Source organism: [Enterobacter] lignolyticus SCF1, from assembly GCF_000164865.1.
Taxonomy (GTDB): domain Bacteria; phylum Pseudomonadota; class Gammaproteobacteria; order Enterobacterales; family Enterobacteriaceae; genus Enterobacter_B; species Enterobacter_B lignolyticus.
Window position 1 is genome coordinate 3,587,692 of record NC_014618.1, and the last position, 22,513, is coordinate 3,610,204.

The following is a 22,513-nucleotide window of genomic DNA, read 5'->3' on the forward strand; positions in this document are numbered from 1 at the left end:
GAAAGCGGCCTTTGTCTGTTGCAGTCGATTACGACATTCTGCGAGCGTGCGCGAAATTACTGCTGCTGAGTGACGATATCGCCCAGCTTGATTTTCGCGTCTTTACGCAGGTTCGACATCATGGCTTCGAAGGCAATCTGCGCGTTGTTCTGCGTGATGCCCGCGACCATAGCCTTCTTCTGCGCTTCCGGCATGGTGCCGTCTTTCACGCCGTCCAGCGAGACCAGCACCACGTTGCCCTGCATATCGCTGCCAACGCCGTAAACCGGCTTATCTTTCTGCGGCAGCGGCAGGGAGAACGCCGTCTGGCTCAGCGGGTCCTGGCCGGTGCGGCTCAGGGTGGTGGCCGGGCCAAAGCTCAGGCCAGCGGCTTTCATCGCCTCATCGCCCTTACCGGCGTTCAGCTCAGCCAGCAGCTTATCAGCATCCAGTTTTGCCTGCTGTTCCGCTTTGGTGTGCTTAACAATGTCGGTCACCTGCGCCTTCACGTCCGCCAGCGGCTTGACGGCCTCGGCTTTGTGTTCGCTGATGCGCAGCACAAACGCGCGGTCGCCATCGACGGTGATGATATCGGAGTTACTGCCAGGCGCGCCGTTTTCGCCCACCAGACCGCCGTTGAAGATAGCGTCAGCCACCGGCTTGAAGTTCAGCTCAGAAGGCAGGCTATCACGGCCGAACCAGCCGGTTTCTACCGCCTTCATCCCGGCAACCTGCTCAGCGCCCGCCAGAGATTCGTTATCATTGCTGGCGGCATCGCTCACTTTCTGCTGCAGGGCGTAGTAAGCGTCCAGCGCTTTTTCCTGCTTCACTTTCGCGGCGATATCGTCACGGACCTCGGCCAACGGCTTCTCTTTCGCCGGCTGGACGTCGTCAAGACGGGCAACCAGGAATCCGACGGAAGAGGTAATCACGCCGGACAGCTGGCCTTTCTCTTTCAGGCCCGCATTTTTCAGCTCATCCGGCGTCGTGGAGGCTTCCAGCCAGCCCATATCGCCGCCGTTTTTCGCGGAGATGATGTCGGCGGATTTTTCTTTTGCCAGCGCGGCGAAATCAGCGCCTTTGCTCAGCGCGTCCAGTACCGCTTTCGCGTCAGCTTCCGTTTTGGTCTGAATCACGCTGTAGCGTACGCGTTCCGGCTGGGTGAACTGTTCCTGATGCTGATCGTAGTAAGACTGGATATCGCTGTCGGAGGCGGTTTCCTGCATCGCGGCGGCATCGAGTTTGATGTAGCTCACGCGGAACTGCTCCGGCGACACGAATTCATTTTTGTGCTGCTCGTAGTAGCTGCTGATTTCCTGGTCGCTGACCTGCTGCTTCGCCGCCAGCGCGTCAACGTTGATTGTCGCTTCGCGTACGATGCGCTGCTGAGAAACCAGCGTCGCCAGCTGCTCGGTTTCACCCGGCAGCATGAAATCAGTGCCGACGATGGCGTTGATCAGCTGCTGGGTTTCCAGCTGGTTGCGCAGCGCCTGGGCGTACTGATCGGCCGTCATCCCCATCTGGCTAACGATGCCGTTAAAACGATCGTTATCAAATTTGCCGTTAGACTGGAATGCCTGGGTCTGGAAAATCGCCTGCTTCACCTGCTGGTCGCTGATGGCGAGACCGAGGTGCTTCGCGTACTGGTCGAGCAGCGCTTCGTCGATGAGACGGTTCAGCACCTGCTGGCGCAGCGTTTTCATGTAGTTTTCGTTAGCGGCAAGCTCCGAAAACCGATCGCCAAGCTGCTGCTGCATACGGTTACGCTCGCTGGCAACCGCATTTTCAAACTGCGAACGACCAATCTCCTGGCTATTCACTTTCGCGGCGTATGTATTGTTACCGCCAATCAGGTAGCTGCTCACGCCGGTCAAAATGAACGACACGATAATGATACCGAAAATAATCTTGAGCACGACGCTATTGGCTGCCGTACGTAAGGAGTCCATCATGGTGTAATAACGCTCCGCTGTAGGTGACTGTATACCTCGCACAGCATAGCATGAGAGGCCGCTGCACGTGAGGGCGTATTTTGACAAGAAAACGGGGTCATTGTCAGCCCGCAACTCGCCTAAAGTCGCAGAAAGTAAGGCTGGACAAACAAAAAAGGCACATCAGTTGATGCGCCCTTGTACTTTGTCACGTTCCCTTAACGGGAAAGCGATCAGTTTACCGCGTCTTTCAGAGCTTTACCTGCACGGAAACCCGGCACTTTAGCGGCAGCAATGGTGATCTCTTTACCTGTTTGCGGATTGCGACCAGTACGGGCAGCACGCTCTTTAACAGCAAAAGTACCAAAACCTACCAGTGCAACGTCATCCCCGGCCTGCAGAGACTCGGTAACGGAAGCAATCAAAGCATCTAACGCACGTCCAGCTGCAGCTTTAGAAATGTCCGCACCTGCAGCAATTTTGTCAATCAGTTGAGATTTATTCACTGTTCTCTTCCTCTCTTTATAATTTATATCGCACCTGAATCCTTCACGGTGCGACCGCGCAGCAGTTATATCAGGAGTGTCATGCCCTTACAACACCCGTTGTTGATGACAGACCCATCCAGCAATCTAAATTAGCTATACAAAAAAAGGCTGGCAAGTAGGATTTCACTCACCAGCCTCGATTTTATTAGCGCTATTTGCGCGAGGTCACTATTTTGTGGTCACAACCTGCATGCCAAAGGGCTCATTCTGCAGCGCAAGCGCCAGAACTTCCTCGATTCGCTTCACCGGATGAATATCCAGATCGGCGATAACGTTATCCGGAATCTCTTCCAGGTCGCGTTTATTTTCATCAGGAATCAGAACAGTCTTAATGCCGCCGCGGTGTGCCGCCAGCAGTTTTTCCTTCAGACCACCGATCGGCAGCACCTGTCCGCGCAGAGTGATTTCACCGGTCATCGCCACATCGGCGCGAACCGGGTTGCCCGTCAGGCAGGAAACCAGCGCTGTACACATTGCGGTCCCCGCGCTTGGGCCATCCTTCGGCGTCGCCCCTTCCGGTACGTGCACGTGAATGTCGCGTTTTTCATAGAAGTCCGGGTTGATGCCCAGCTTCTCAGCGCGCGCGCGCACCACGGTCAGCGCCGCCTGGATAGACTCCTGCATTACTTCGCCCAGGGAACCGGTGTAGGTCAGCTTGCCTTTACCCGGCACGCAGGCGGTTTCGATCGTCAGCAGGTCGCCGCCGACTTCAGTCCACGCCAGACCGGTCACCTGGCCTACGCGGTTTTCGCTGTCAGCGCGGCCATAGTCGAAGCGCTGTACGCCGAGGAAGTCGTGCAGGTTATCGCCGTTAATCTCAATGTGCTTGAGCGATTTATCCAGCAGCAGCTGCTTCACCGCCTTACGGCACAGCTTGGAGATTTCACGCTCAAGGCTACGCACGCCCGCTTCGCGGGTGTAGTAGCGAATGATGCCGATAATGGCGCTGTCTTCGACCGTCAGCTCGCCTTTTTTCAGCGCGTTACGCTCAATCTGCTTCGGCAGCAGGTGCTGTTTAGCAATGTTCAGCTTTTCGTCTTCGGTATAACCGGACAGACGAATCACCTCCATACGGTCCAGCAGCGGCGCCGGAATGTTCATGGAGTTCGAGGTCGCCACAAACATCACGTCGCTGAGATCGTAATCCACTTCCAGATAGTGATCGCTGAACGCCACGTTCTGCTCTGGATCCAGCACCTCAAGCAGCGCAGATGCCGGATCGCCGCGCATGTCGGACGACATTTTGTCGATCTCATCGAGCAGGAACAGTGGGTTTTTAACGCCCACTTTCGCCATTTTCTGGATAAGTTTCCCCGGCATCGAGCCGATGTAGGTGCGACGGTGACCGCGGATTTCCGCCTCGTCACGGACGCCGCCCAGCGCCATGCGGATGTATTTACGTCCGGTGGCTTTGGCGATGGACTGCCCCAGCGAGGTTTTACCCACCCCCGGCGGCCCCACCAGGCACAGAATCGGGCCCTTAATTTTGTTCACACGGCTCTGCACCGCGAGATACTCAAGGATGCGGTCTTTGACTCGCTCAAGGCCGTAGTGATCGGTATCGAGGATTTCCTGGGCCTGACGCAGATCTTTTTTGACCTTGCTGCGGGTGTTCCACGGAACCTGCACCATCCACTCGATATAGCCGCGCACCACGGTCGCTTCCGCAGACATCGGCGACATCATTTTCAGCTTCTGCAGCTCGGACTCGGCCTTCTCTTTTGCCTCTTTCGGCATCTTCGCCGCGTCGATTCTACGCTTCAGCGCTTCGTTTTCGTCCGGCGCGTCGTCCATTTCGCCCAGCTCTTTCTGGATGGCTTTCATTTGCTCATTCAGATAGTACTCGCGCTGGGATTTCTCCATCTGCTTTTTCACGCGGTTGCGAATACGCTTCTCAACCTGCAGCAGATCGATTTCCGATTCCATCATCGCCATCAGATATTCCAGACGCTCGTTCACGTCGGACATCTCAAGCACGGACTGTTTGTCCGCCAGCTTCAGCGGCATATGCGCCGCAATGGTATCCGCCAGGCGCGCCGGATCGTCGATGCTGTTCAGCGACGTCAGCACTTCCGGTGGGATTTTCTTGTTGAGCTTGATGTAGCCTTCAAACTGGCTTATCGCCGTACGAACCAGCACTTCCTGCTCGCGCTCGTCGATAGACGGCGAGTCCAGATACTCCGCTTTCGCCGAGAAGTGATCGCCATTGTCTGACAGCGTGGTAATACGCGCGCGCTGCAGGCCTTCAACCAGCACCTTTACGGTACCGTCAGGCAGCTTCAGCATCTGCAAAATAGAGGCCACGGTCCCGACGGTGAAAAGATCGTTTACACCCGGCTCATCCGTTGACGCATCTTTTTGAGCAGCCAGCATGATTTTTTTATCATGATCCATGGCCGCTTCCAGACAACGGATAGATTTTTCCCGCCCTACAAACAAGGGAATGACCATGTGCGGATAAACCACCACATCGCGCAACGGCAATACGGGGATTTCAATGCGTTCAGAACGCTCAGGATTCATAGAGCTCTCTCTTAGTTTAGTGTCCGCCAGGTAGTCGGTTGCGCAACTGTGCTTCACGCGACCGTTAACATGTGATCCAGTATATGGGGATGATTCCCACACATTCAACGCCCGGTTTACAGGAAAAACAAAAGGGGGGATAAAATATCCCCCCTTTGCTTAACTGACTGAGTCAACTGGTTAATTATTCGCCAGATGCCTGCTGGGTCTCGGACTTGCCGTAAATCAGCAGCGGCTTGGATTGCCCGGCAATGACGGACTCATCAATCACCACTTTCTCGACATCTTCCATGGACGGCAGATCGTACATGGTGTCGAGCAGCGCCGCTTCCACGATAGAACGCAGGCCGCGGGCGCCGGTTTTACGCGCCATGGCTTTTCTGGCAATGGCGTCTAACGCTTCGTCGCGGAACTCTAAATCCACACCTTCAAGATTGAACAACGCCTGATATTGCTTGGTCAGGGCATTTTTCGGCTCTTTAAGGATCTGGATCAGCGCGTCTTCGCTGAGCTCGTTAAGGGTTGCCACAACCGGCAGACGGCCGATGAACTCAGGGATCAGACCGAACTTGATCAGGTCTTCCGGCTCCGCCTGCGCCAGCAGTTCGCCTTCGTTGGCTTTTTCAGATTTCGCTTTCACCGTCGCGCCAAAACCGATACCGGATCCGGTTTCCACACGATTGGCGATCACTTTATCCAGCCCGGCAAACGCGCCGCCGCAGATGAACAGGATCTTCGACGTATCCACCTGCAGGAACTCCTGCTGCGGATGCTTACGCCCGCCCTGCGGCGGAACTGCGGCGATCGTGCCTTCGATAAGCTTCAGCAGCGCCTGCTGTACGCCTTCGCCGGACACGTCGCGAGTGATCGACGGGTTGTCAGACTTACGGGAAATCTTGTCGATTTCATCGATGTAGACAATGCCGCGCTGCGCTTTCTGCACGTCGTAATCGCACTTCTGCAGCAGCTTCTGAATGATATTTTCCACGTCTTCGCCGACGTATCCCGCCTCGGTCAGGGTCGTCGCATCCGCCATGGTGAACGGAACGTCCAGCAGGCGAGCGAGCGTTTCCGCCAGCAGGGTTTTACCGGAGCCCGTCGGGCCAATCAGCAGAATGTTGCTTTTACCCAGCTCTACGCCGTTGCTGGTATCGCCATTGCGCAGGCGCTTGTAGTGGTTGTATACCGCCACGGCCAGCACTTTTTTCGCTTTTTCCTGACCGATGACGTAGTCATCGAGGTGATGGCGAATTTCATGCGGCGTTGGCAGCGCGCTGCGCTCGCGGTGCGGCGCAACTTCTTTAATCTCTTCGCGAATGATGTCGTTACATAAATCAACGCATTCGTCGCAGATATACACGGACGGCCCGGCGATCAGTTTCCGCACTTCATGCTGGCTTTTGCCGCAGAAAGAGCAGTACAACAGTTTGCCTGAACCATCTTTGCGTTTATCTGTCATCAGTCCAAACCTCTTTTATGTTCTTTGTGCCGCACATGACGACGCAAATGCCAATATCAACGGTATGCCGCCCTCTACAGTATAGCGGCACACCGGCATCTGGCATTATTTACGATGGGTCAAAATAGAGTCGACCAGGCCGTACTCAACAGCTTCCGGGGCAGAGAGGAAGCGGTCACGCTCGGTGTCGCTTTCGATCTGCGCAAGGGATTGACCCGTGTGTTGCGCCATAAGTTCATTCATGCGCGCTTTAACCTTCAGGATTTCCCGGGCGTGGATCTCGATATCCGTCGCCTGGCCCTGATAGCCGCCGAGCGGCTGGTGAATCATGACCCGGGAATTCGGCAGGCAGAAACGCTTGCCCTTCGCCCCTGCGGTCAGCAGGAAAGCGCCCATAGAGGCCGCCTGTCCCATACAGATGGTGCTGACATCCGGCTTGATGAACTGCATGGTGTCATAAATTGACATCCCTGCGGTGATCACCCCGCCAGGAGAGTTAATGTACAGGTAGATATCTTTTTCCGGGTTTTCCGCTTCCAGGAACAGCATCTGCGCCACAATCAGGTTTGCCATGTGGTCTTCCACCTGGCCGGTCAGAAAGATCACGCGCTCCTTCAGCAGGCGGGAATAAATATCAAATGAACGTTCGCCGCGTGAGGTCTGTTCAATGACCATCGGCACCAGGGCCATATGGGGTGCAAAGTTATCTCGTTCGCCACTGTATGACATGTCCGTCTCCTGGATAAAATTGAAAATACCTGCTGTGCTGATTGTAACCTTGCGGACGGATTATCAGCCAGTTTCTTTCACACTACTTACCCACTAATGGGGTTTACAACGCTCTATTTCAAGCATAACAATCTTTTGCTGTTACGCTAACACCGAAACGCCGTTTTTAGCACGTATGTGCATCTATCGCTGCAATAAAAAAACCCGTCGCCGGAAGGCAACGGGTTTTTCGTTCAAACTTTGTACCAGAGAGACGTTAATTACGCCGGCTGGTTCATCAGTTCGTTGAAGGTAGTGGCTTTTTCAGACACTTTAGCCTGGTTCAGAACGGCTTCAACAGCCTGCTCTTCCAGCGCTACGTTGCGCATGTTGTCCATCAGCTCTTTGTTTTTGCTGTAGAACTCGACAACTTCTGACGGATCTTCGTAAGCAGAAGCCATCTCTTCGATCAGGCCCTGTACGCGCGCTTCGTCAGCTTTCAGCTCGTTGGAACGAATCACTTCGCCCAGCAGCAGACCCACGACAACGCGGCGTTTAGCCTGCTCTTCGAACAGCTCGCGCGGCAGTTCCAGAGCCTGCTTCTCGTTACCGCCGAAACGCTGTGCAGCCTGACGGCGCAGAACGTCGATTTCGCCGTCGATCAGCGCAGCCGGAACGTCGATGTCGTTCGCTTTCACCAGACCTTCAATCGCCTGAGACTTGATGCGGTTACGCACCGCGCCTTTCAGCTCGCGCTCCATGTTTTTACGCACTTCAGCGCGCAGGCCGTCTACTGAGCCATCTTCAACGCCGAAACGTTTGATGAACTCTGCGGTCAGCTCCGGCAGCTCACGCTCTTCAACTTTCTTCAGGTTAATGACGAATTTCGCCGCTTTACCTTTCAGGTTTTCAGCGTGGTACTCTTCCGGGAAGGTCACGTCGATGGTGAACTCTTCGCCCGCTTTGCGACCTTTGATGCCGTCTTCAAAGCCCGGGATCATGCGGCCCTGGCCCATCGCCAGAACGAAATCGGTGGCTTTGCCGCCTTCGAACTCTTCGCCGTCAACAGAACCGGTGAAGTCAACGGTAACGCGGTCTTCTGCGTCTACAGCGCCATCTTTGTCTTTCCAGGTCGCCTGCTGCTTACGCAGGGTGTCCAGCATGCCGTCAACGTCGGCTTCGGTCACTTCAACAACCGGTTTTTCAACTTCGATGGTGTTCAGGTCTTTCAGCGCAACTTCCGGGTACACTTCAAACTCAACCGCGTAGGTGAAGTCTTCGCCCAGTTTGTATTCGCCCGGCACGTAGTTCGGCGCGCCAGCCGGATTGATTTTTTCTTTGATGATCGCGTCAACGAAGTTGCGGCTCATCAGGTCGCCCAGCACGTCCTGGCGTACAGAAGCGCCATAACGCTGAGCAACGACGTTCATCGGTACTTTGCCCTTACGGAAACCGTCAATGCGAACTTTTTTCGCTACGTTGACCAGCTCGCTTTTTACAGCGGTCTCGATGCTGTCAGCAGCGATAGTAATCGTTACACGGCGGCCAAGGCCCTGAGTGGTTTCAACTGAAACTTGCATCTTATTACCTCAAAAAAATCACAGTGCTCGGTCAACTCTGAAAGCGTGTATCGCGCGCTTCGCAGAACCGGGATGTTCTCTATTATTCAGAATCACATTCCCTGTCGCCAGAATCATCCCGAAGACGTTCCTAAAATTAAGACGCCGCATTATAGCGGCATCACCAGGGTGAGTCGAGAACGGTTGTCGCGCCAGACTGCGGCTTTTTTCACATTTCCTGGCTATTTTTCATCTAAAAAATCACATTTACGCCGATTTTTCAGACAAAACAAAACGGCCCGCAGGCCGTTTCTCATTAATTCTGTACGCAACATACTGGAAAAGCTCCGGCAGTTGCAAATGCGAATTTTACGCAATCGTCCCCGCACCACGGCACGGTGGCGACGCAAAGACGGTATCCTGCAGGTTCGCCCACTCCTTAATGGTGTAGGTATGCAACGCCAGAGCGTGCACGGTGGTTGAGAGTTCAGCCGTTAAGGTACTGTAAATCATCCGGTGACGATTAAGGAAACGCTCCCCGGTGAAACGATCGCTCACCAGCACCACTTTGAAATGGCTTTCAGAGCCAGCCGGAACATTATGGCGATAGCTTTCGTCCACCACCTCAAGGAACACGGGAGTAAACGCTGCCCTTAATTTATCTTCGATTTGCTCACGTATCATCATGAAATGACTCCTCCGACAACGCTGAGATGCCGCCCATCCCTTTAAATGTTAGCCGCTTTTACCGACTCCATTACAGAAACACAACAAAAATTTAGCTTTCACCCGCCTTTTTCAGTCAAACGTATGAAGATGTCGAACTCTTTCATCAGATTCATCGTAAAAATCAATCTTAAATCGCTGGCTGGCTCAGAAAACGCACAGTACGGCGAAATTAGCTGCGTTGCCCCTTCCCCTCGCCGTTGGCGATGCTATGATGGCGAGAATTTTTTCGCCCGATGAACAACAGTCCGTTGAGAACCTAAACATGTTAAAAAAAATCCTCTTCCCGTTGGTCGCGCTGTTTATGCTGGCAGGTTGCGCCACGCCGCCAACGACCATTGAAGTCTCGCCGAAAATCACCCTGCCGCAGCAGGACCCGAGCCTGATGGGCGTGACGGTGAGCATTAACGGCGCCGATCAGCGTCCGGACCAGGCGCTGGCTAAAGTCACCCGCGATAACCAGCTGGTGACGCTGACCGCCTCCCGCGACCTGCGCTTCCTGCTGCAGGAAGTGCTGGAAAAACAGATGACCGCGCGCGGCTATATGGTTGGGCCAAGCGGCGCCGTTGATCTGCAGATCATCGTAAACCAGCTTTATGCCGATGTATCCCAGGGTAACGTGCGTTACAACATTGCGACCAAAGCGGATATCGCCATCATCGCTACCGCGAAGAACGGCAATAAGATGACCAAAAACTACCGCGCAAGCTACAACGTGGAAGGCGCGTTCCAGGCCACCAACAAAAATATTGCGGATGCGGTTAACAGCGTGCTGACTGACACCATCGCCGATATGGCGCAGGACACCAGCATTCACGATTTCATCAAGCAAAACGCGCGTTAATTCGTCGCTGACCCGGCGCCATGCCGGGTCAGCCGCTCAGGCTCATGTCCAGTCATTATTTACGTATTTTCCAACAGCCCCGATCGGCGATTCTGCTGATCCTCGGTTTCGCCTCCGGTCTGCCGCTGGCGCTCACCTCCGGCACGCTGCAGGCGTGGATGACGGTCGAAAACGTCGATCTCAAAACCATTGGTTTCTTCTCGTTAGTCGGCCAGGCCTACGTTTTTAAATTTCTCTGGTCGCCGGTCATGGACCGCTATACCCCGCCGTTTCTCGGGCGCAGGCGCGGCTGGCTGTTAACCACCCAGGTGCTGCTGCTGTTCGCCATTGCCGCGATGGGGTTCCTGGAGCCGTCGAGCCAGCTGCGCTGGATGGCCGCCCTGGCGGTGGTGATTGCGTTTTGCTCCGCCTCGCAGGACATCGTCTTTGACGCGTGGAAAACGGATATCCTGCCGGCGGAAGAGCGCGGCGCGGGCGCGGCGATAAGCGTGCTGGGCTATCGCCTGGCGATGCTGGTCTCCGGCGGTCTGGCGCTGTGGCTGGCGGACCAATGGCTGGGCTGGCAGACAATGTACTGGCTGATGGCCGCGCTGCTGGTTCCCTGTATTATCGCCACGCTGCTGGCGCCGGAGCCCAGCGATGTTATCCCGGCGCCGAAGACGCTGGAGCAAGCCGTCGCCGAACCGCTGCGCGACTTTTTCGGGCGCAACAACGCCTGGCTTATCCTGCTGCTGATTGTCCTTTATAAGCTAGGCGACGCCTTCGCCATGAGCCTGACCACCACCTTCCTGATTCGCGGCGTCGGTTTTGACGCGGGCGAAGTCGGCGTGGTGAATAAAACGCTCGGCCTGTTCGCCACAATCGTCGGCGCGCTCTACGGCGGCGTGCTGATGCAGCGCCTGTCGCTGTTTCGCGCGCTGCTGATTTTCGGCATCCTGCAGGGCGCGTCGAATGCCGGGTACTGGCTGCTGTCGATAACCGATAAACACCTGATCAGCATGGGCGCCGCCGTGTTCTTTGAAAACCTGTGCGGCGGTATGGGCACATCGGCATTCGTCGCCCTGCTGATGACGCTGTGCAACAAGTCATTTTCGGCCACCCAGTTTGCGCTGCTGTCGGCGCTGTCCGCCGTCGGACGGGTGTATGTCGGCCCTATCGCCGGCTGGTTTGTTGAAGCGCACGGCTGGCCCACCTTTTATCTTTTCTCGGTGATCGCCGCGATACCGGGAATCGCGCTGCTGCTGCTGTGCCGACAAACGCTGGAGGATACCTGGCAGCACGAGCGTTTCGTACCGCGTACGGAATATAAAGGCGGCTATCAGACCGCGCTCTATATATTAATGCTGGGCTGTCTGGTACTGGCGGTGTGGCTGCTGCTGTTGACCATGAATGCGCTGGACTACACCGCATTTTCATTCCTGCCGGGTCTGCTGGAAACCGGCGTCCTGATTGCCGTGGGCGGCATTCTGCTGGGGTGCGTTCTTGACGCGCTGGCGCTGCGAAGAACCCGTCCGGCGTGATCCATAAATATACTCTAAATAATTCGAGCTGCAGGAAGGCGGCAAGTTCGCGAATCCCCAGGAGCATAGAGAGCTATGTGACTGGGGTGAGCAAACGCAGCCAACGCACCTGCAACTTGAAGTATGACAAGTATAAATGCTTATTGGCCGTTGTAATCACCTGAAGTAATTATAACGGTCAATAGCGGTTCCCTTTTTCTCTCTTGTTATTTTGTGCGTTTTTAAATTTTGGAAATTTTTGGCACCTTTAAACTTTTGCCTTATTTCATTAACCGATTCAGCGTGGTTTGATTTAATATTTCGTTTTCCCAATGTCGTTATATTGATAACGAATTGTTAACTAATTGTGTGTTTTTGGTATTGGTTATACCAATTGCCATTTGGTTAATTTTTTTCTTCTCTGTTTTGTTATAACACCGCCGCAATGCGCTATCTGCCTGGATTTTAGGCACAATTGGCAACATCTGTGACACGCCCGGCAGAACCCAGTAACACGAAGCTGACACTACTCCAATCATGTTTACAGTAATGTAACCTTCCCGTAAAATGCCCCCACACTTTAAACGCCACCAGATCCCGTGGAATTGAGGTCGTTACATGAGACTCAGGAAATACAATAAAAGTTTGGGATGGTTGTCATTAATCGCCGGCACTGTTTTACTCAGTGGCTGTGATTCTGCGCTACTTGACCCCAAAGGACAGATTGGACTGGAGCAACGCTCGCTGATACTGACGGCATTTGGCCTGATGTTGATTGTCGTTATTCCCGCCATCTTGATGGCAGTTGGTTTCGCCTGGAAGTTCCGTGCGAGTAATAAAGATGCGAAGTATAGCCCTAACTGGTCACACTCCAATAAAGTGGAAGCTGTGGTCTGGACGATACCTATCCTTATCATCTTGTTCCTTGCCGTTCTGACCTGGAAAACCACGCACGCGCTTGAGCCAAGCAAACCGCTGGCGCATGACGAAAAACCGATCACTATCGAAGTGGTTTCCATGGACTGGAAATGGTTCTTCATCTATCCGGAGCAGGGCATTGCTACCGTTAACGAAATCGCCTTCCCGGCGAACGTTCCGGTTCAGTTCAAAGTCACCTCCAATTCCGTGATGAACTCGTTCTTTATCCCGCGCCTGGGCAGCCAGATCTACGCAATGGCAGGCATGCAGACTAACCTGCACCTGATTGCGAACGAAACCGGCACCTACGACGGTATCTCCGCCAGCTACAGCGGCAAGGGCTTCTCTGGAATGAAGTTCAAAGCCATTGCTACGCCGGACCGCGCTACTTTCGACCAGTGGGTCGCTAAAGTAAAAGCTTCTCCAGACACCATGAGCGACATGGCTGCCTACGACAAGCTGGCTGCGCCGAGCGAAGACAACAAGGTGGAATACTTCTCCAGCGTGAAACCAAACCTGTTTGTTGATGTTATCAACAAATTCATGGGTCACGGGCACATGAACATGGGCCAGCCGAACGGTGAACATCAGTCACAGGACGGTATGGAAGGCATGGACATGGGTCAGGCTGCGTCTTCGCATGATTCCCATGGCGACATGGCCGACATGGACATGAATCACGCGGAAACCGCTCACTAAGGGGCCGAGGAAGAAAACGATGTTCGGAAAATTAACACTGGATTCAGTGCCCTACCATGAACCCATTATCATGGTTACGGTGGCTGCAATTGTCATTGGTGGGGCGGCGTTACTGGCCTTAATCACTTACTTCGGTAAGTGGACCTACCTGTGGAAAGAGTGGTTGACCTCGGTCGACCACAAAAAACTCGGCATCATGTACTGCATCGTCGGTATCGTGATGCTGATTCGTGGCTTTGCTGACGCCATCATGATGCGTAGCCAGCAGGTTCTCGCCTCTGCGGGCGAAGCCGGCTTCCTGCCGCCGCACCACTACGATCAGATCTTCACCGCCCACGGCGTGATTATGATCTTCTTCGTGGCGATGCCGCTGGTTATCGGTCTGATGAACGTTGTGGTTCCGCTGCAAATCGGCGCACGCGACGTTGCCTTCCCGTTCCTCAACAACCTGAGCTTCTGGTTCACCGTCGTCGGCGTGATTCTGGTCAACCTGTCGCTGGGCGTGGGCGAATTCGCTCAGACCGGCTGGCTGGCCTACCCGCCGCTGTCGGGTATTGAGTACAGCCCAGGCGTGGGGGTTGATTACTGGATTTGGGCGCTTCAGCTCTCCGGTATCGGTACAACGCTGACCGGTATCAACTTCTTCGTGACCATCCTCAAGATGCGCGCGCCGGGCATGACCATGTTCAAGATGCCGGTGTTCACCTGGGCATCGCTGTGCGCCAACGTCCTGATTATTGCGTCATTCCCGATTCTGACCGTCACCATCGCGCTGCTGACTCTTGACCGCTATGTCGGTACCCATTTCTTCACGAACGAAATGGGCGGCAACATGATGATGTACATCAACCTGATTTGGGCCTGGGGCCATCCGGAAGTGTACATTCTGGTGCTGCCGGTATTCGGCGTGTTCTCTGAAGTTGCGGCGACCTTCTCGCGTAAGCGCCTGTTCGGCTACACCTCGCTGGTGTGGGCGACCGTGTGTATTACCGTACTGTCGTTCATCGTGTGGCTGCACCACTTCTTCACCATGGGCGCCGGCGCGAACGTTAACGCCTTCTTCGGTATCGCCACCATGATTATCGCCATCCCGACCGGGGTGAAGATTTTCAACTGGCTGTTCACCATGTACCAGGGCCGTATCGTGTTCCACTCCGCAATGCTGTGGACCATCGGCTTCATCGTGACCTTCTCTGTGGGCGGGATGACCGGCGTACTGCTGGCGGTACCGGGCGCTGACTTTGTGCTGCACAACAGTCTGTTCCTGATTGCGCACTTCCATAACGTTATCATCGGCGGCGTGGTCTTCGGCTGCTTCGCAGGCGTAACCTACTGGTGGCCAAAAGCGTTCGGCTTTACCCTGAACGAAAAATGGGGCAAACGCGCGTTCTGGTTCTGGATCATCGGCTTCTTCGTTGCCTTTATGCCGCTGTACGTGCTGGGCTTCATGGGGATGACCCGTCGTCTGAGCCAGAATATCGACCCGCAGTTCCATCCGATGCTGGTGGTTGCGGCCTGCGGCGCGGCGCTGATTGCCTGCGGTATCCTGTGCCAGCTGATTCAGTACTACGTCTCTATTCGCGACCGCGAGCAGAACCGCGACCTGACCGGCGACCCGTGGGGCGGCCGTACGCTGGAGTGGGCAACCTCTTCTCCGCCGCCGTTCTATAACTTTGCTCACGTGCCTCACGTTCATGAACGCGATGCATTCTGGGAGCTGAAAGAGAAAGGCGAAGCGTACAAGCAGCCGAAGCACTATGAAGAAATTCATATGCCGAAAAACAGCGGCGCTGGCATCGTGATTGCCGCCTTCGCGACGGTATTCGGTTTTGCCATGATCTGGCACATCTGGTGGTTGGCGATTGTTGGCTTTGCCGGCATCGTAATCAGCTGGATTGTGAAGAGCTTTGACGAGGACGTGGATTACTACGTACCGGTTGCAGAAGTCGAAAAACTGGAAAACCAGCATTTCGATGAGATTTCTAAGGCAGGGCTGAAAAATGGCAACTGATACTCTGACAACTGCGAACGCCCACGCGCACGAACATGGGCACCATGATTCAGGATCGACCAAAGTTTTCGGTTTCTGGATCTACCTGATGAGCGACTGCATTCTGTTCTCTATTCTGTTCGCCACCTATGCCGTGTTGGTCAACAACACGGCGGGCGGCCCGTCAGGTAAGGACATTTTTGAACTGCCGTTCGTTCTGGTGGAAACCGCGCTACTGTTATTCAGCTCCATCACTTATGGCCTGGCGGCTATCGCCATGTATAAGAACAACAAGAGCCAGGTTATCTCCTGGCTTGCCCTGACCTGGCTGTTCGGCGCAGGGTTCATCGGGATGGAACTCTATGAATTCCATCACCTGATTGTTGAAGGTATGGGCCCGGATCGCAGCGGCTTCCTGTCCGCGTTCTTTGCGCTGGTAGGCACCCACGGTCTGCACGTCACCTCGGGTCTTATCTGGATGGCTGTCCTGATGTTCCAGATCGCGCGTCGCGGTCTGACCAGCACTAACCGTACCCGCATCATGTGCCTGAGCCTGTTCTGGCACTTCCTGGATGTGGTGTGGATCTGTGTGTTCTCTGTAGTTTATCTGATGGGGGCGATGTAATGAGTCATTCAACCGATCACGGCGCTTCCCACGGCAGCGTAAAAACCTACATGACAGGCTTTATCCTGTCGATCATCCTGACGCTTATCCCGTTCTGGATGGTGATGAACGGCTCTGCATCCCACGTTGCCCTGCTGGGCACGGTTCTGGTGAGCGCAGTAGTACAGATTCTGGTGCATCTGGTGTGCTTCCTGCACATGAACACCAAGTCTGACGAGGGCTGGAACCTGACGGCTTTCGTCTTTACTGTACTGATCATCGCAATTGTGGTCATCGGTTCCATCTGGATCATGTGGAACCTTAACTACAACATGATGGTTCGATAAGAGCGGCGAGTATGTTTAAGCAATACCTGCAAGTAACAAAACCAGGCATCATCTTCGGTAACCTGATCTCCGTGATCGGCGGTTTCCTGCTGGCCTCAAAAGGCCGCATCGATTACCCGCTGTTCATCTATACGCTGGTCGGTGTCTCGCTGGTTGTCGCCTCCGGTTGTGTATTCAACAACTATATCGACAGGGATATCGACAGGAAGATGGAGCGGACCAAAAATCGGGTGCTGGTAAAAGGCCTGATTTCTCCGCAGGTTTCGCTGGTGTATGCCACCTTGCTGGGTATTGCTGGCTTCATGCTGCTGTGGTTCGGCGCCAACCCGCTGGCGTGCTGGCTGGGCGTGATGGGCTTCGTGGTGTACGTAGGCGTATATAGCCTGTACATGAAGCGCCATTCCGTTTACGGCACGCTGATTGGCTCCCTGTCCGGCGCCGCGCCGCCGGTCATCGGCTACTGCGCCGTCACCGGCGATTTCGACAGCGGCGCGCTGATTCTGCTGGCGATCTTCAGCCTGTGGCAGATGCCCCACTCCTACGCCATCGCGATTTTCCGCTTTAAGGATTATCAGGCGGCGAACATTCCGGTTCTGCCGGTGGTGAAAGGCATCTCGGTGGCCAAGAATCACATCACGCTGTACATCATCGCGTTTGCGGTCGCCACGCTTATGCTGTCGCTGGGCGGCTATGCCGGATACAAATATCTGGCGGTCGCCGCGGCGGTCAGCGTCTGGTGGCTCGGCATGGCGCTGCGCGGATATAAAGTGGAAGACGATAAGGTCTGGGCGCGAAAACTGTTCGTGTTCTCCATTGTCGCCATCACTTCGCTGTCCGTGATGATGTCGGTGGACTTTATGGTGCCGGATTCACATCATTTGCTGGCATATGTCTGGTAAAAGACGTAAACGCTTAAAAGGGTGCTAAGGCACCCTTTTTTATTTGCCAAATAAATGAATCGCAGACGTAATATTTGTTAAACAACAGTTTGTTTACCCTGCCCTTTCCCCGTTTTACACTATGCGCGGCTTTTATATCGAGGTGGAAATGAACGATTTTAAAATGACGCCCGGCGAGTTGCGCGCGACCTGGGGTTTAGGGACCGTGTTTTCATTGCGCATGCTCGGCATGTTTATGGTCCTGCCCGTTCTGACCACATACGGGATGGCGCTGCAGGGCGCCAGCGAAGCGCTGATTGGCCTGGCTATCGGTATCTATGGGCTTGCGCAGGCCGTCTTTCAGATCCCCTTCGGTCTGCTGTCCGACCGCATTGGCCGCAAGCCGCTGATTGTCGGCGGGCTGCTTATCTTTGTTGCCGGCAGCGTTATCGCCGCCCTCTCCCACTCTATCTGGGGCATTATTCTTGGCCGCGCCCTGCAGGGCTCAGGGGCGATCGCCGCGGCGGTCATGGCGCTGCTGTCCGACCTGACCCGCGAGCAAAACCGCACCAAGGCGATGGCCTTTATCGGCGTCAGCTTCGGCGTCACCTTTGCGATAGCCATGGTGCTCGGTCCGATAGTGACCCACCAGTTCGGGCTGAATGCGCTGTTCTGGATGATAGCGCTGCTCGCCTCGCTGGGCATTTTGCTGACCCTGTGGGTGGTGCCCAACAGCGAAAACCACGTGCTGAACCGCGAATCCGGGATGGTGAAAGGCTGCTTTCGCCAGGTGCTGCTGGAGCCGAAGCTGCTGAAGCTCAACTTCGGCATTATGTGTCTGCATATTCTGCTGATGTCCACCTTCGTGGCGCTGCCGGGCCAGCTGGAGGCCGCAGGCTTCCCGGCGGCTGAACACTGGAAAATCTATCTGGTCACCATGGTCGTCTCTTTTGTCGCCGTGGTGCCGTTCATCATCTATGCGGAAGTCAAACGCCGCATGAAGCGCGTCTTCCTGCTGTGCATCGCCGTGCTGCTGATCGCCGAAATTGTCCTCTGGGGCTCCGGCGCCTATTTCTGGGAGCTGGTGACCGGCGTCCAGCTTTTCTTCCTCGCCTTTAACCTGATGGAGGCGCTGCTGCCGTCGCTTATCAGCAAGGAGTCACCTGCCGGTTACAAGGGCACCGCGATGGGGGTTTACTCCACCAGCCAGTTCCTTGGCGTGGCAATTGGCGGCTCGCTCGGCGGCTGGCTGGACGGCTTCTTCGATTCGCAAACCGTGTTTCTGATGGGCGCGCTGCTGGCGACCGTCTGGATGCTGGTGGCGATGACCATGCAGGAGCCGCCGTACGTCAGCAGCCTGCGCATCGCCATTCCCGATGACGTCGACGCTGACGATACGTTGAAAGCGCGCCTGCTGGCAAAAGAGGGCGTGCAGGATGTCCTGGTCATCGCCGCGGAGCGGTCGGCGTACGTCAAAATCGACAGTAAGATAACCAACCGCTTTGAGGTTGAGCAGGCGATGTTGCCCGCCTGACCGCCCTCCCCCGCCCGACGTTCGCGCCGGGCGGGAAAAGGTTACGCCAGCGGCGTGACGCCTTTCTTGAGCAAGATATTGCCGTACTTCGCCGTCTCCCCGGTGACCACAATCGCAAAGGCGCCGCGGGCCCGGTCGTAAAACGCGAATCTATCGATGCGCGAAATCTCCTGGCCGCCCTTCTCGCCAAACAGCGCCTGGCGGTAGCGGGCCTCCACCGCCGTATCCAGGCTGTCGCCCGCCACCGGCGCCATCATCACCAGCGGATCGGCATAGCCGTCAAGCTCAAACAGCGGGATAACCGCAGCCAGCAGCGCGCTCACCGACAGGCCGTCGGCGCGAATCACCTGTGGGCCGAGGCTGTGCGCCGGAAAGTGGGCGTCCGCAAAAATGATTTCATCGCCGTGCCCCATCTCAGCCAGAGTTTTCAACAGCGCCGGTGAGATAATCGGAGAAATGTTCTTCAGCATCTTAACCCTCCTGTGGATAAAAATAGCGATAGCGGTAATTGACCGCCGCCCGCGCCGATTCGGCATCGGGATACGCCCCGACGCCCGCCCAGCCGTAGCAGGCTGCGCCCAGCACCGTGGTCTCCGCGTCTTCGAGCACCTTTACCGGCACCCGCAGCGCGTCGGCTTTCATCTGGTTCCACAGCGCATTGCGGCTACCGCCGCCGACCAGCAGCAGCTCGCGCGTTTCGATACCGGTCGCGGCTTCCAGACGCGCCAGGTTCTCCTGCAGCTGCGCGGTGAGCCCCTCCAGCGCGGCGCGATAAAAATGCCCGCGGCTGGTATTGAGCGTCACCCCCTGCCAGCCCGCCTGCGGGCTGGCAAGCAGCTGGCAGTTCATCCGCACGCCGTCGGCGCCGGGCGCGATCTGCCGCGCCTCATCAATAATGGCCTGCCACGGGGTTTGCGGCGTCCAGAACAGCCCGCGCACCCACTCCAGCACGCCGGAGGCCAGATACTGCATACCGGGGTTGACTATCCCCGGCTGGCTGTCCAGTTCGCAGGTTGACCCCGCGACCCGGGCGAGCCTTCCGGTATCCACCTGCGAGCTGCGCACCATCAGGATCTCCCAGGTGCCCGACGACAGCACCGGCTGGCCGATTTCCGCGCCCGCGCCGAAAAGCGCGAACTGGGTGTCATGCCCGGCGGAAATCACCGGCAGCCCGGCAGGCAGGCCAAGCAGCGCCGCCGCCTGCGGCAGCAGTTCGCCTACCCGTTCTCCGGGGTTCACCGTCGGGGGAAACAGCGTTTCGCGAACGCCGATTTCGCCGAGGATCTGCAGGCTGAAGCGCCCCTCCTGCAGCGAATAGAGCTGGCTGGTGCCGGCCATCGTGATATCGGTGGTTAACTGGCCGGTCAGGCGCTGGTTAATCAGCGAGGAGATAAACAGCCAGGCATGCGCGTTTTCCAGCAGCCGGGGATGATGCTCACGCAGCCAGAGCAGCTTATACAGGGTGTTAAAGCTGAAGTGCCCCACCCCGGTTATCTGCTGCAGCAGGGCGGGATCAACGCGCTGCGCCAGGCTCGCCATCACCGACAGCGTACGCGGGCATTTCCAGCTGATCACCGGGTAGAGCAGGTTGCCGCCGTCATCCACCAGCGCGCCGTCCACGCCAAAGGTGGTGACCGTAAGGCCCGCTATCGTGTAGCCGTCAAGCTGCCCGTAGACCTCGCGGCAGCACCGGGCGAAACGCTGCAAAATGGCCTCGACGGACCACTGATGCCAGCTGGCATCTTCCGCGGCCGGCTCGCTGGCGTTGGTCACGCCCGCCCGCGCGATAATCTCCCCTTGCCGGTTGAGCGCAATGGCGCGAACGTTAGTTGCGCCGCAATCAAGAACCAGGAAACATGAATGCATAGTGGCTCCTGCCAGACGGCGCGCAGGCGGGCTGCCTGCGCGCCTGCGGATTAGCGTTTGTAGAGTGGCCCGTAGTTCTGGCAGGCGCGATAGTCCTGGCCTTCCAGATCCATACCGTGCGCCGCCCACGCGCCCGGCCGCCATACCTGCTCTTCTTCAACGTTGTGCATGCATACCGGAATACGCAGCATCGATGCGAGCGTCAGGAAATCCGCCCCGACGTGGCCGACGGTCAGTACGCCGTGGTTTGCCCCCCAGTTCGCCATCACCGACCAGACGTCGCGGAACGGGCCGCGCCCGGTCAGCCGTGGCGCAAACCAGGTGGTCGGCCAGGTGGAATCGGTGCGTTTGTCCAGCGTGGCGTGCACGTCCTCCGGCAGCTCAACGCTCCAGCCTTCGGCAATTTGCAGCACCGGGCCAACGCCTTTGATGATGTTCACGCGGGACAGGGTGAACGGCACCCCGCCGCGGGTAAGGAAGTTGGAGGAGAAGCCGCCGCCGCGGAAATATTCGTGCACCGCCGGACACCAACGCGTGGCGTTAAGGCAGGCATCCACCTCCTGCTGGCTGATTTCCCAGTGCGGTTTAAGCGTCGGCCGTCCTTCGCTGTCGGTCTGCTGCGCGGTGCCGTCCAGCGCCGCCGAGCCGGAGTTGATCAGGTGAATAATCCCCTGCTCCGCAAGCCCGGTGAGCTTTTTACCGGTGACGCGCTCAACGGCTTCCGGCGACCAGAAGGTTCGCACATCGGCAAAGATCTGCGCCGTACCGGTCATCAGGTGGCCAAACAGCATCGCCACGCCGTTCAGGCTGTCGTTTTCCGTCGCCACCACCAGCGGCTGGCGGATGCCGTTCCAGTCGAAGGAGCTGTTGAGCAGCGCTTCGGCGGTGTCGCCGTTAGGATAGTGATCGGTCCAGTGGCGCTGGCCCTGGAAACCGGAGGCGATGGCGTTATAGCCCAGCGCTTCCTCGCCGCGCCCTTTCTCCGCAAGCTTCGGATTGCCCTGCATCATGTCGCGGATGCACATCGCCATCAGCAGGCTTTCCCGCAAAATTTCCCGCTTTTGCCCTTCGTCGCGACGGTATTGCGCCGCGTTTTTATCCTCGCCGAAGCGGAATTTTTCCTCCGCCCAGGCCAGCGCCAGCGCCAGCTCTTCTTCGTCGTAAATCTGATGGTCGATACGGCGGCGCAGTTCGGTCATGTCGACGGCCTGCACCTTCATGCCCAGCCAGGATTCAAAGAAGCTGTGGTCGACAATCGACCCGGCGATCCCCATCGACACGCCGCCGAGGGACAAATAGCTTTTCCCCTTCATGCTCGCCACTGCGAGGCCCGCACGGGTAAAGCGCAGCAGCTTCTCTTCGACATCCGCCGGAATGGTGGTATCACCCGCATCCTGGACATCATGGCCATAAATCGAAAATGCCGGGATCCCCTTCTGGTTGTGCGCCGCCATCGCCGCCGCCAGATAGACCGCTCCCGGACGTTCGGTGCCGTTGAACCCCCAGATGGCTTTCGGACGCAGCGGATCCATGTCGATAGTTTCGCTGCCGTAGCACCAGCAGGGCGTTACCGTAATGGTCAGCCCGACGTTAAGCGCAGCGAACTTCTCGTCGCAGGCGGCGGATTCCGCAAGCCCGGCGATACAGGTGTCCGCAATGACGCATTCGATCTCGCTCCCGCAGGGATGGCGCAGTTTTTCGCGCAGCAGGTTCGCCGTCGCCTTCGCCATATTCATCGTTTGCTGTTCCAGAGATTCACGGACGCCCAGACGACGGCCATCAATGACCGGGCGAATCCCCACTCGTGGCAATAACTTCTTATTTTTCATCGCGATTCCTCGTCATCATGGATGCACCCTGCGGGTATGCAGCGCAAGACTTCCGCAGGCAATAAGGCAGAG

18 protein-coding genes are annotated in these 22,513 nt (G+C 56.5%); 8 read left to right on the top strand and 10 right to left on the bottom strand.

Annotation, left to right across the window (positions count from 1 at the left end):
* Positions 1-56: 56 nt before the first annotated feature.
* The 7 genes from ppiD to bolA form a co-directional block, all read right to left on the bottom strand.
* Positions 57-1,931, bottom strand: a complete 1,875-nt coding sequence (ppiD, locus tag ENTCL_RS16770) for a peptidylprolyl isomerase (RefSeq protein WP_013367337.1) — start codon at positions 1,929-1,931, stop codon at positions 57-59.
* Positions 1,932-2,143: 212 nt separating this feature from the next.
* On the bottom strand, positions 2,144-2,416 hold the full coding sequence (hupB, locus tag ENTCL_RS16775; protein ID WP_002444653.1) for a nucleoid-associated protein HU-beta: 273 nt from the start codon (positions 2,414-2,416) through the stop codon (positions 2,144-2,146).
* Positions 2,417-2,626: 210 nt separating this feature from the next.
* Positions 2,627-4,981 carry an endopeptidase La gene (gene lon, locus ENTCL_RS16780; RefSeq protein WP_013367338.1) on the bottom strand — a complete coding sequence of 785 codons (2,355 nt, stop codon included), beginning with the start codon at positions 4,979-4,981 and terminating at the stop codon, positions 2,627-2,629.
* Between the two features lie 184 nt (positions 4,982-5,165).
* Positions 5,166-6,440: an ATP-dependent protease ATP-binding subunit ClpX gene (gene clpX / locus ENTCL_RS16785; protein ID WP_013367339.1), complete on the bottom strand. Its 1,275-nt coding sequence runs from the start codon at positions 6,438-6,440 to the stop codon at positions 5,166-5,168.
* 105 nt (positions 6,441-6,545) lie between these two features.
* Complete coding sequence (clpP, locus tag ENTCL_RS16790; protein ID WP_013367340.1) at positions 6,546-7,169, bottom strand: ATP-dependent Clp endopeptidase proteolytic subunit ClpP; 624 nt, start codon at positions 7,167-7,169, stop codon at positions 6,546-6,548.
* A 260-nt stretch (positions 7,170-7,429) separates the two neighbouring features.
* A complete protein-coding gene (tig, locus tag ENTCL_RS16795) occupies positions 7,430-8,728 on the bottom strand; it encodes a trigger factor (RefSeq protein WP_013367341.1) in 1,299 nt (432 codons plus the stop codon).
* 348 nt (positions 8,729-9,076) lie between these two features.
* A complete protein-coding gene (bolA, locus tag ENTCL_RS16800; protein ID WP_044611996.1) occupies positions 9,077-9,394 on the bottom strand; it encodes a transcriptional regulator BolA in 318 nt (105 codons plus the stop codon).
* A gap of 304 nt (positions 9,395-9,698) precedes the next feature.
* Between bolA and ENTCL_RS16805 the strand changes: the two genes are divergently transcribed.
* The 8 genes from ENTCL_RS16805 to ENTCL_RS16840 all read left to right on the top strand — a co-directional run bounded on the left by ENTCL_RS16805 (position 9,699) and on the right by ENTCL_RS16840 (position 18,746).
* Positions 9,699-10,277, top strand: a complete 579-nt coding sequence (locus ENTCL_RS16805) for a lipoprotein (protein WP_013367343.1) — start codon at positions 9,699-9,701, stop codon at positions 10,275-10,277.
* Between the two features lie 44 nt (positions 10,278-10,321).
* A complete protein-coding gene (gene ampG, locus ENTCL_RS16810; protein ID WP_044612166.1) occupies positions 10,322-11,797 on the top strand; it encodes a muropeptide MFS transporter AmpG in 1,476 nt (491 codons plus the stop codon).
* 597 nt (positions 11,798-12,394) lie between these two features.
* Positions 12,395-13,393: a cytochrome o ubiquinol oxidase subunit II gene (gene cyoA, locus ENTCL_RS16815; RefSeq protein ID WP_013367345.1), complete on the top strand. Its 999-nt coding sequence runs from the start codon at positions 12,395-12,397 to the stop codon at positions 13,391-13,393.
* A 19-nt stretch (positions 13,394-13,412) separates the two neighbouring features.
* Positions 13,413-15,404, top strand: coding sequence for a cytochrome o ubiquinol oxidase subunit I (gene cyoB / locus ENTCL_RS16820; RefSeq protein WP_013367346.1), 1,992 nt, complete (start codon positions 13,413-13,415; stop codon positions 15,402-15,404).
* Entirely contained in the window at positions 15,394-16,008 is a 615-nt protein-coding gene (locus tag ENTCL_RS16825; protein ID WP_013367347.1) for a cytochrome o ubiquinol oxidase subunit III, read from the top strand. Before cyoB ends, ENTCL_RS16825 begins: the two co-directional genes overlap by 11 nt.
* Positions 16,008-16,334 carry a cytochrome o ubiquinol oxidase subunit IV gene (locus ENTCL_RS16830; RefSeq protein WP_013367348.1) on the top strand — a complete coding sequence of 109 codons (327 nt, stop codon included), beginning with the start codon at positions 16,008-16,010 and terminating at the stop codon, positions 16,332-16,334. Before ENTCL_RS16825 ends, ENTCL_RS16830 begins: the two co-directional genes overlap by 1 nt.
* An 11-nt stretch (positions 16,335-16,345) precedes the next feature.
* Positions 16,346-17,233 (top strand): heme o synthase, encoded by an 888-nt coding sequence (gene cyoE, locus ENTCL_RS16835; RefSeq protein ID WP_013367349.1) that lies wholly within the window; start codon positions 16,346-16,348, stop codon positions 17,231-17,233.
* Between the two features lie 148 nt (positions 17,234-17,381).
* Positions 17,382-18,746: an MFS transporter gene (locus tag ENTCL_RS16840; protein WP_013367350.1), complete on the top strand. Its 1,365-nt coding sequence runs from the start codon at positions 17,382-17,384 to the stop codon at positions 18,744-18,746.
* 41 nt (positions 18,747-18,787) lie between these two features.
* Here ENTCL_RS16840 and fucU read toward each other — a convergent pair whose 3' ends face one another.
* Genes fucU through ENTCL_RS16855 form a run of 3 tightly spaced genes read right to left on the bottom strand, consistent with a single transcriptional unit; the run spans position 18,788 to position 22,441 of the window.
* A complete protein-coding gene (gene fucU, locus ENTCL_RS16845; RefSeq protein ID WP_013367351.1) occupies positions 18,788-19,216 on the bottom strand; it encodes an L-fucose mutarotase in 429 nt (142 codons plus the stop codon).
* 1 nt (position 19,217) lies between these two features.
* Positions 19,218-20,612 (bottom strand): L-fuculokinase, encoded by a 1,395-nt coding sequence (gene fucK, locus ENTCL_RS16850; protein ID WP_013367352.1) that lies wholly within the window; start codon positions 20,610-20,612, stop codon positions 19,218-19,220.
* Positions 20,613-20,662: 50 nt separating this feature from the next.
* Positions 20,663-22,441 carry an L-fucose isomerase gene (locus ENTCL_RS16855; protein WP_013367353.1) on the bottom strand — a complete coding sequence of 593 codons (1,779 nt, stop codon included), beginning with the start codon at positions 22,439-22,441 and terminating at the stop codon, positions 20,663-20,665.
* Positions 22,442-22,513 lie beyond the last annotated feature (72 nt).

Coding starts and splice junctions, on each gene's coding strand:
- ppiD (WP_013367337.1), bottom strand. CDS start 1,931: ATGATGGACTCCTTACGTACGGCAGCCAATAGCGTCGTGCTCAAGATT.
- lon (WP_013367338.1), bottom strand. CDS start 4,981: ATGAATCCTGAGCGTTCTGAACGCATTGAAATCCCCGTATTGCCGTTG.
- clpX (WP_013367339.1), bottom strand. CDS start 6,440: ATGACAGATAAACGCAAAGATGGTTCAGGCAAACTGTTGTACTGCTCT.
- clpP (WP_013367340.1), bottom strand. CDS start 7,169: ATGTCATACAGTGGCGAACGAGATAACTTTGCACCCCATATGGCCCTG.
- tig (WP_013367341.1), bottom strand. CDS start 8,728: ATGCAAGTTTCAGTTGAAACCACTCAGGGCCTTGGCCGCCGTGTAACG.
- bolA (WP_044611996.1), bottom strand. CDS start 9,394: ATGATGATACGTGAGCAAATCGAAGATAAATTAAGGGCAGCGTTTACT.
- ENTCL_RS16805 (WP_013367343.1), top strand. CDS start 9,699: ATGTTAAAAAAAATCCTCTTCCCGTTGGTCGCGCTGTTTATGCTGGCA.
- ampG (WP_044612166.1), top strand. CDS start 10,322: ATGTCCAGTCATTATTTACGTATTTTCCAACAGCCCCGATCGGCGATT.
- cyoA (WP_013367345.1), top strand. CDS start 12,395: ATGAGACTCAGGAAATACAATAAAAGTTTGGGATGGTTGTCATTAATC.
- cyoB (WP_013367346.1), top strand. CDS start 13,413: ATGTTCGGAAAATTAACACTGGATTCAGTGCCCTACCATGAACCCATT.
- ENTCL_RS16825 (WP_013367347.1), top strand. CDS start 15,394: ATGGCAACTGATACTCTGACAACTGCGAACGCCCACGCGCACGAACAT.
- ENTCL_RS16830 (WP_013367348.1), top strand. CDS start 16,008: ATGAGTCATTCAACCGATCACGGCGCTTCCCACGGCAGCGTAAAAACC.
- cyoE (WP_013367349.1), top strand. CDS start 16,346: ATGTTTAAGCAATACCTGCAAGTAACAAAACCAGGCATCATCTTCGGT.
- ENTCL_RS16840 (WP_013367350.1), top strand. CDS start 17,382: ATGAACGATTTTAAAATGACGCCCGGCGAGTTGCGCGCGACCTGGGGT.
- fucU (WP_013367351.1), bottom strand. CDS start 19,216: ATGCTGAAGAACATTTCTCCGATTATCTCACCGGCGCTGTTGAAAACT.
- fucK (WP_013367352.1), bottom strand. CDS start 20,612: ATGCATTCATGTTTCCTGGTTCTTGATTGCGGCGCAACTAACGTTCGC.
- ENTCL_RS16855 (WP_013367353.1), bottom strand. CDS start 22,441: ATGAAAAATAAGAAGTTATTGCCACGAGTGGGGATTCGCCCGGTCATT.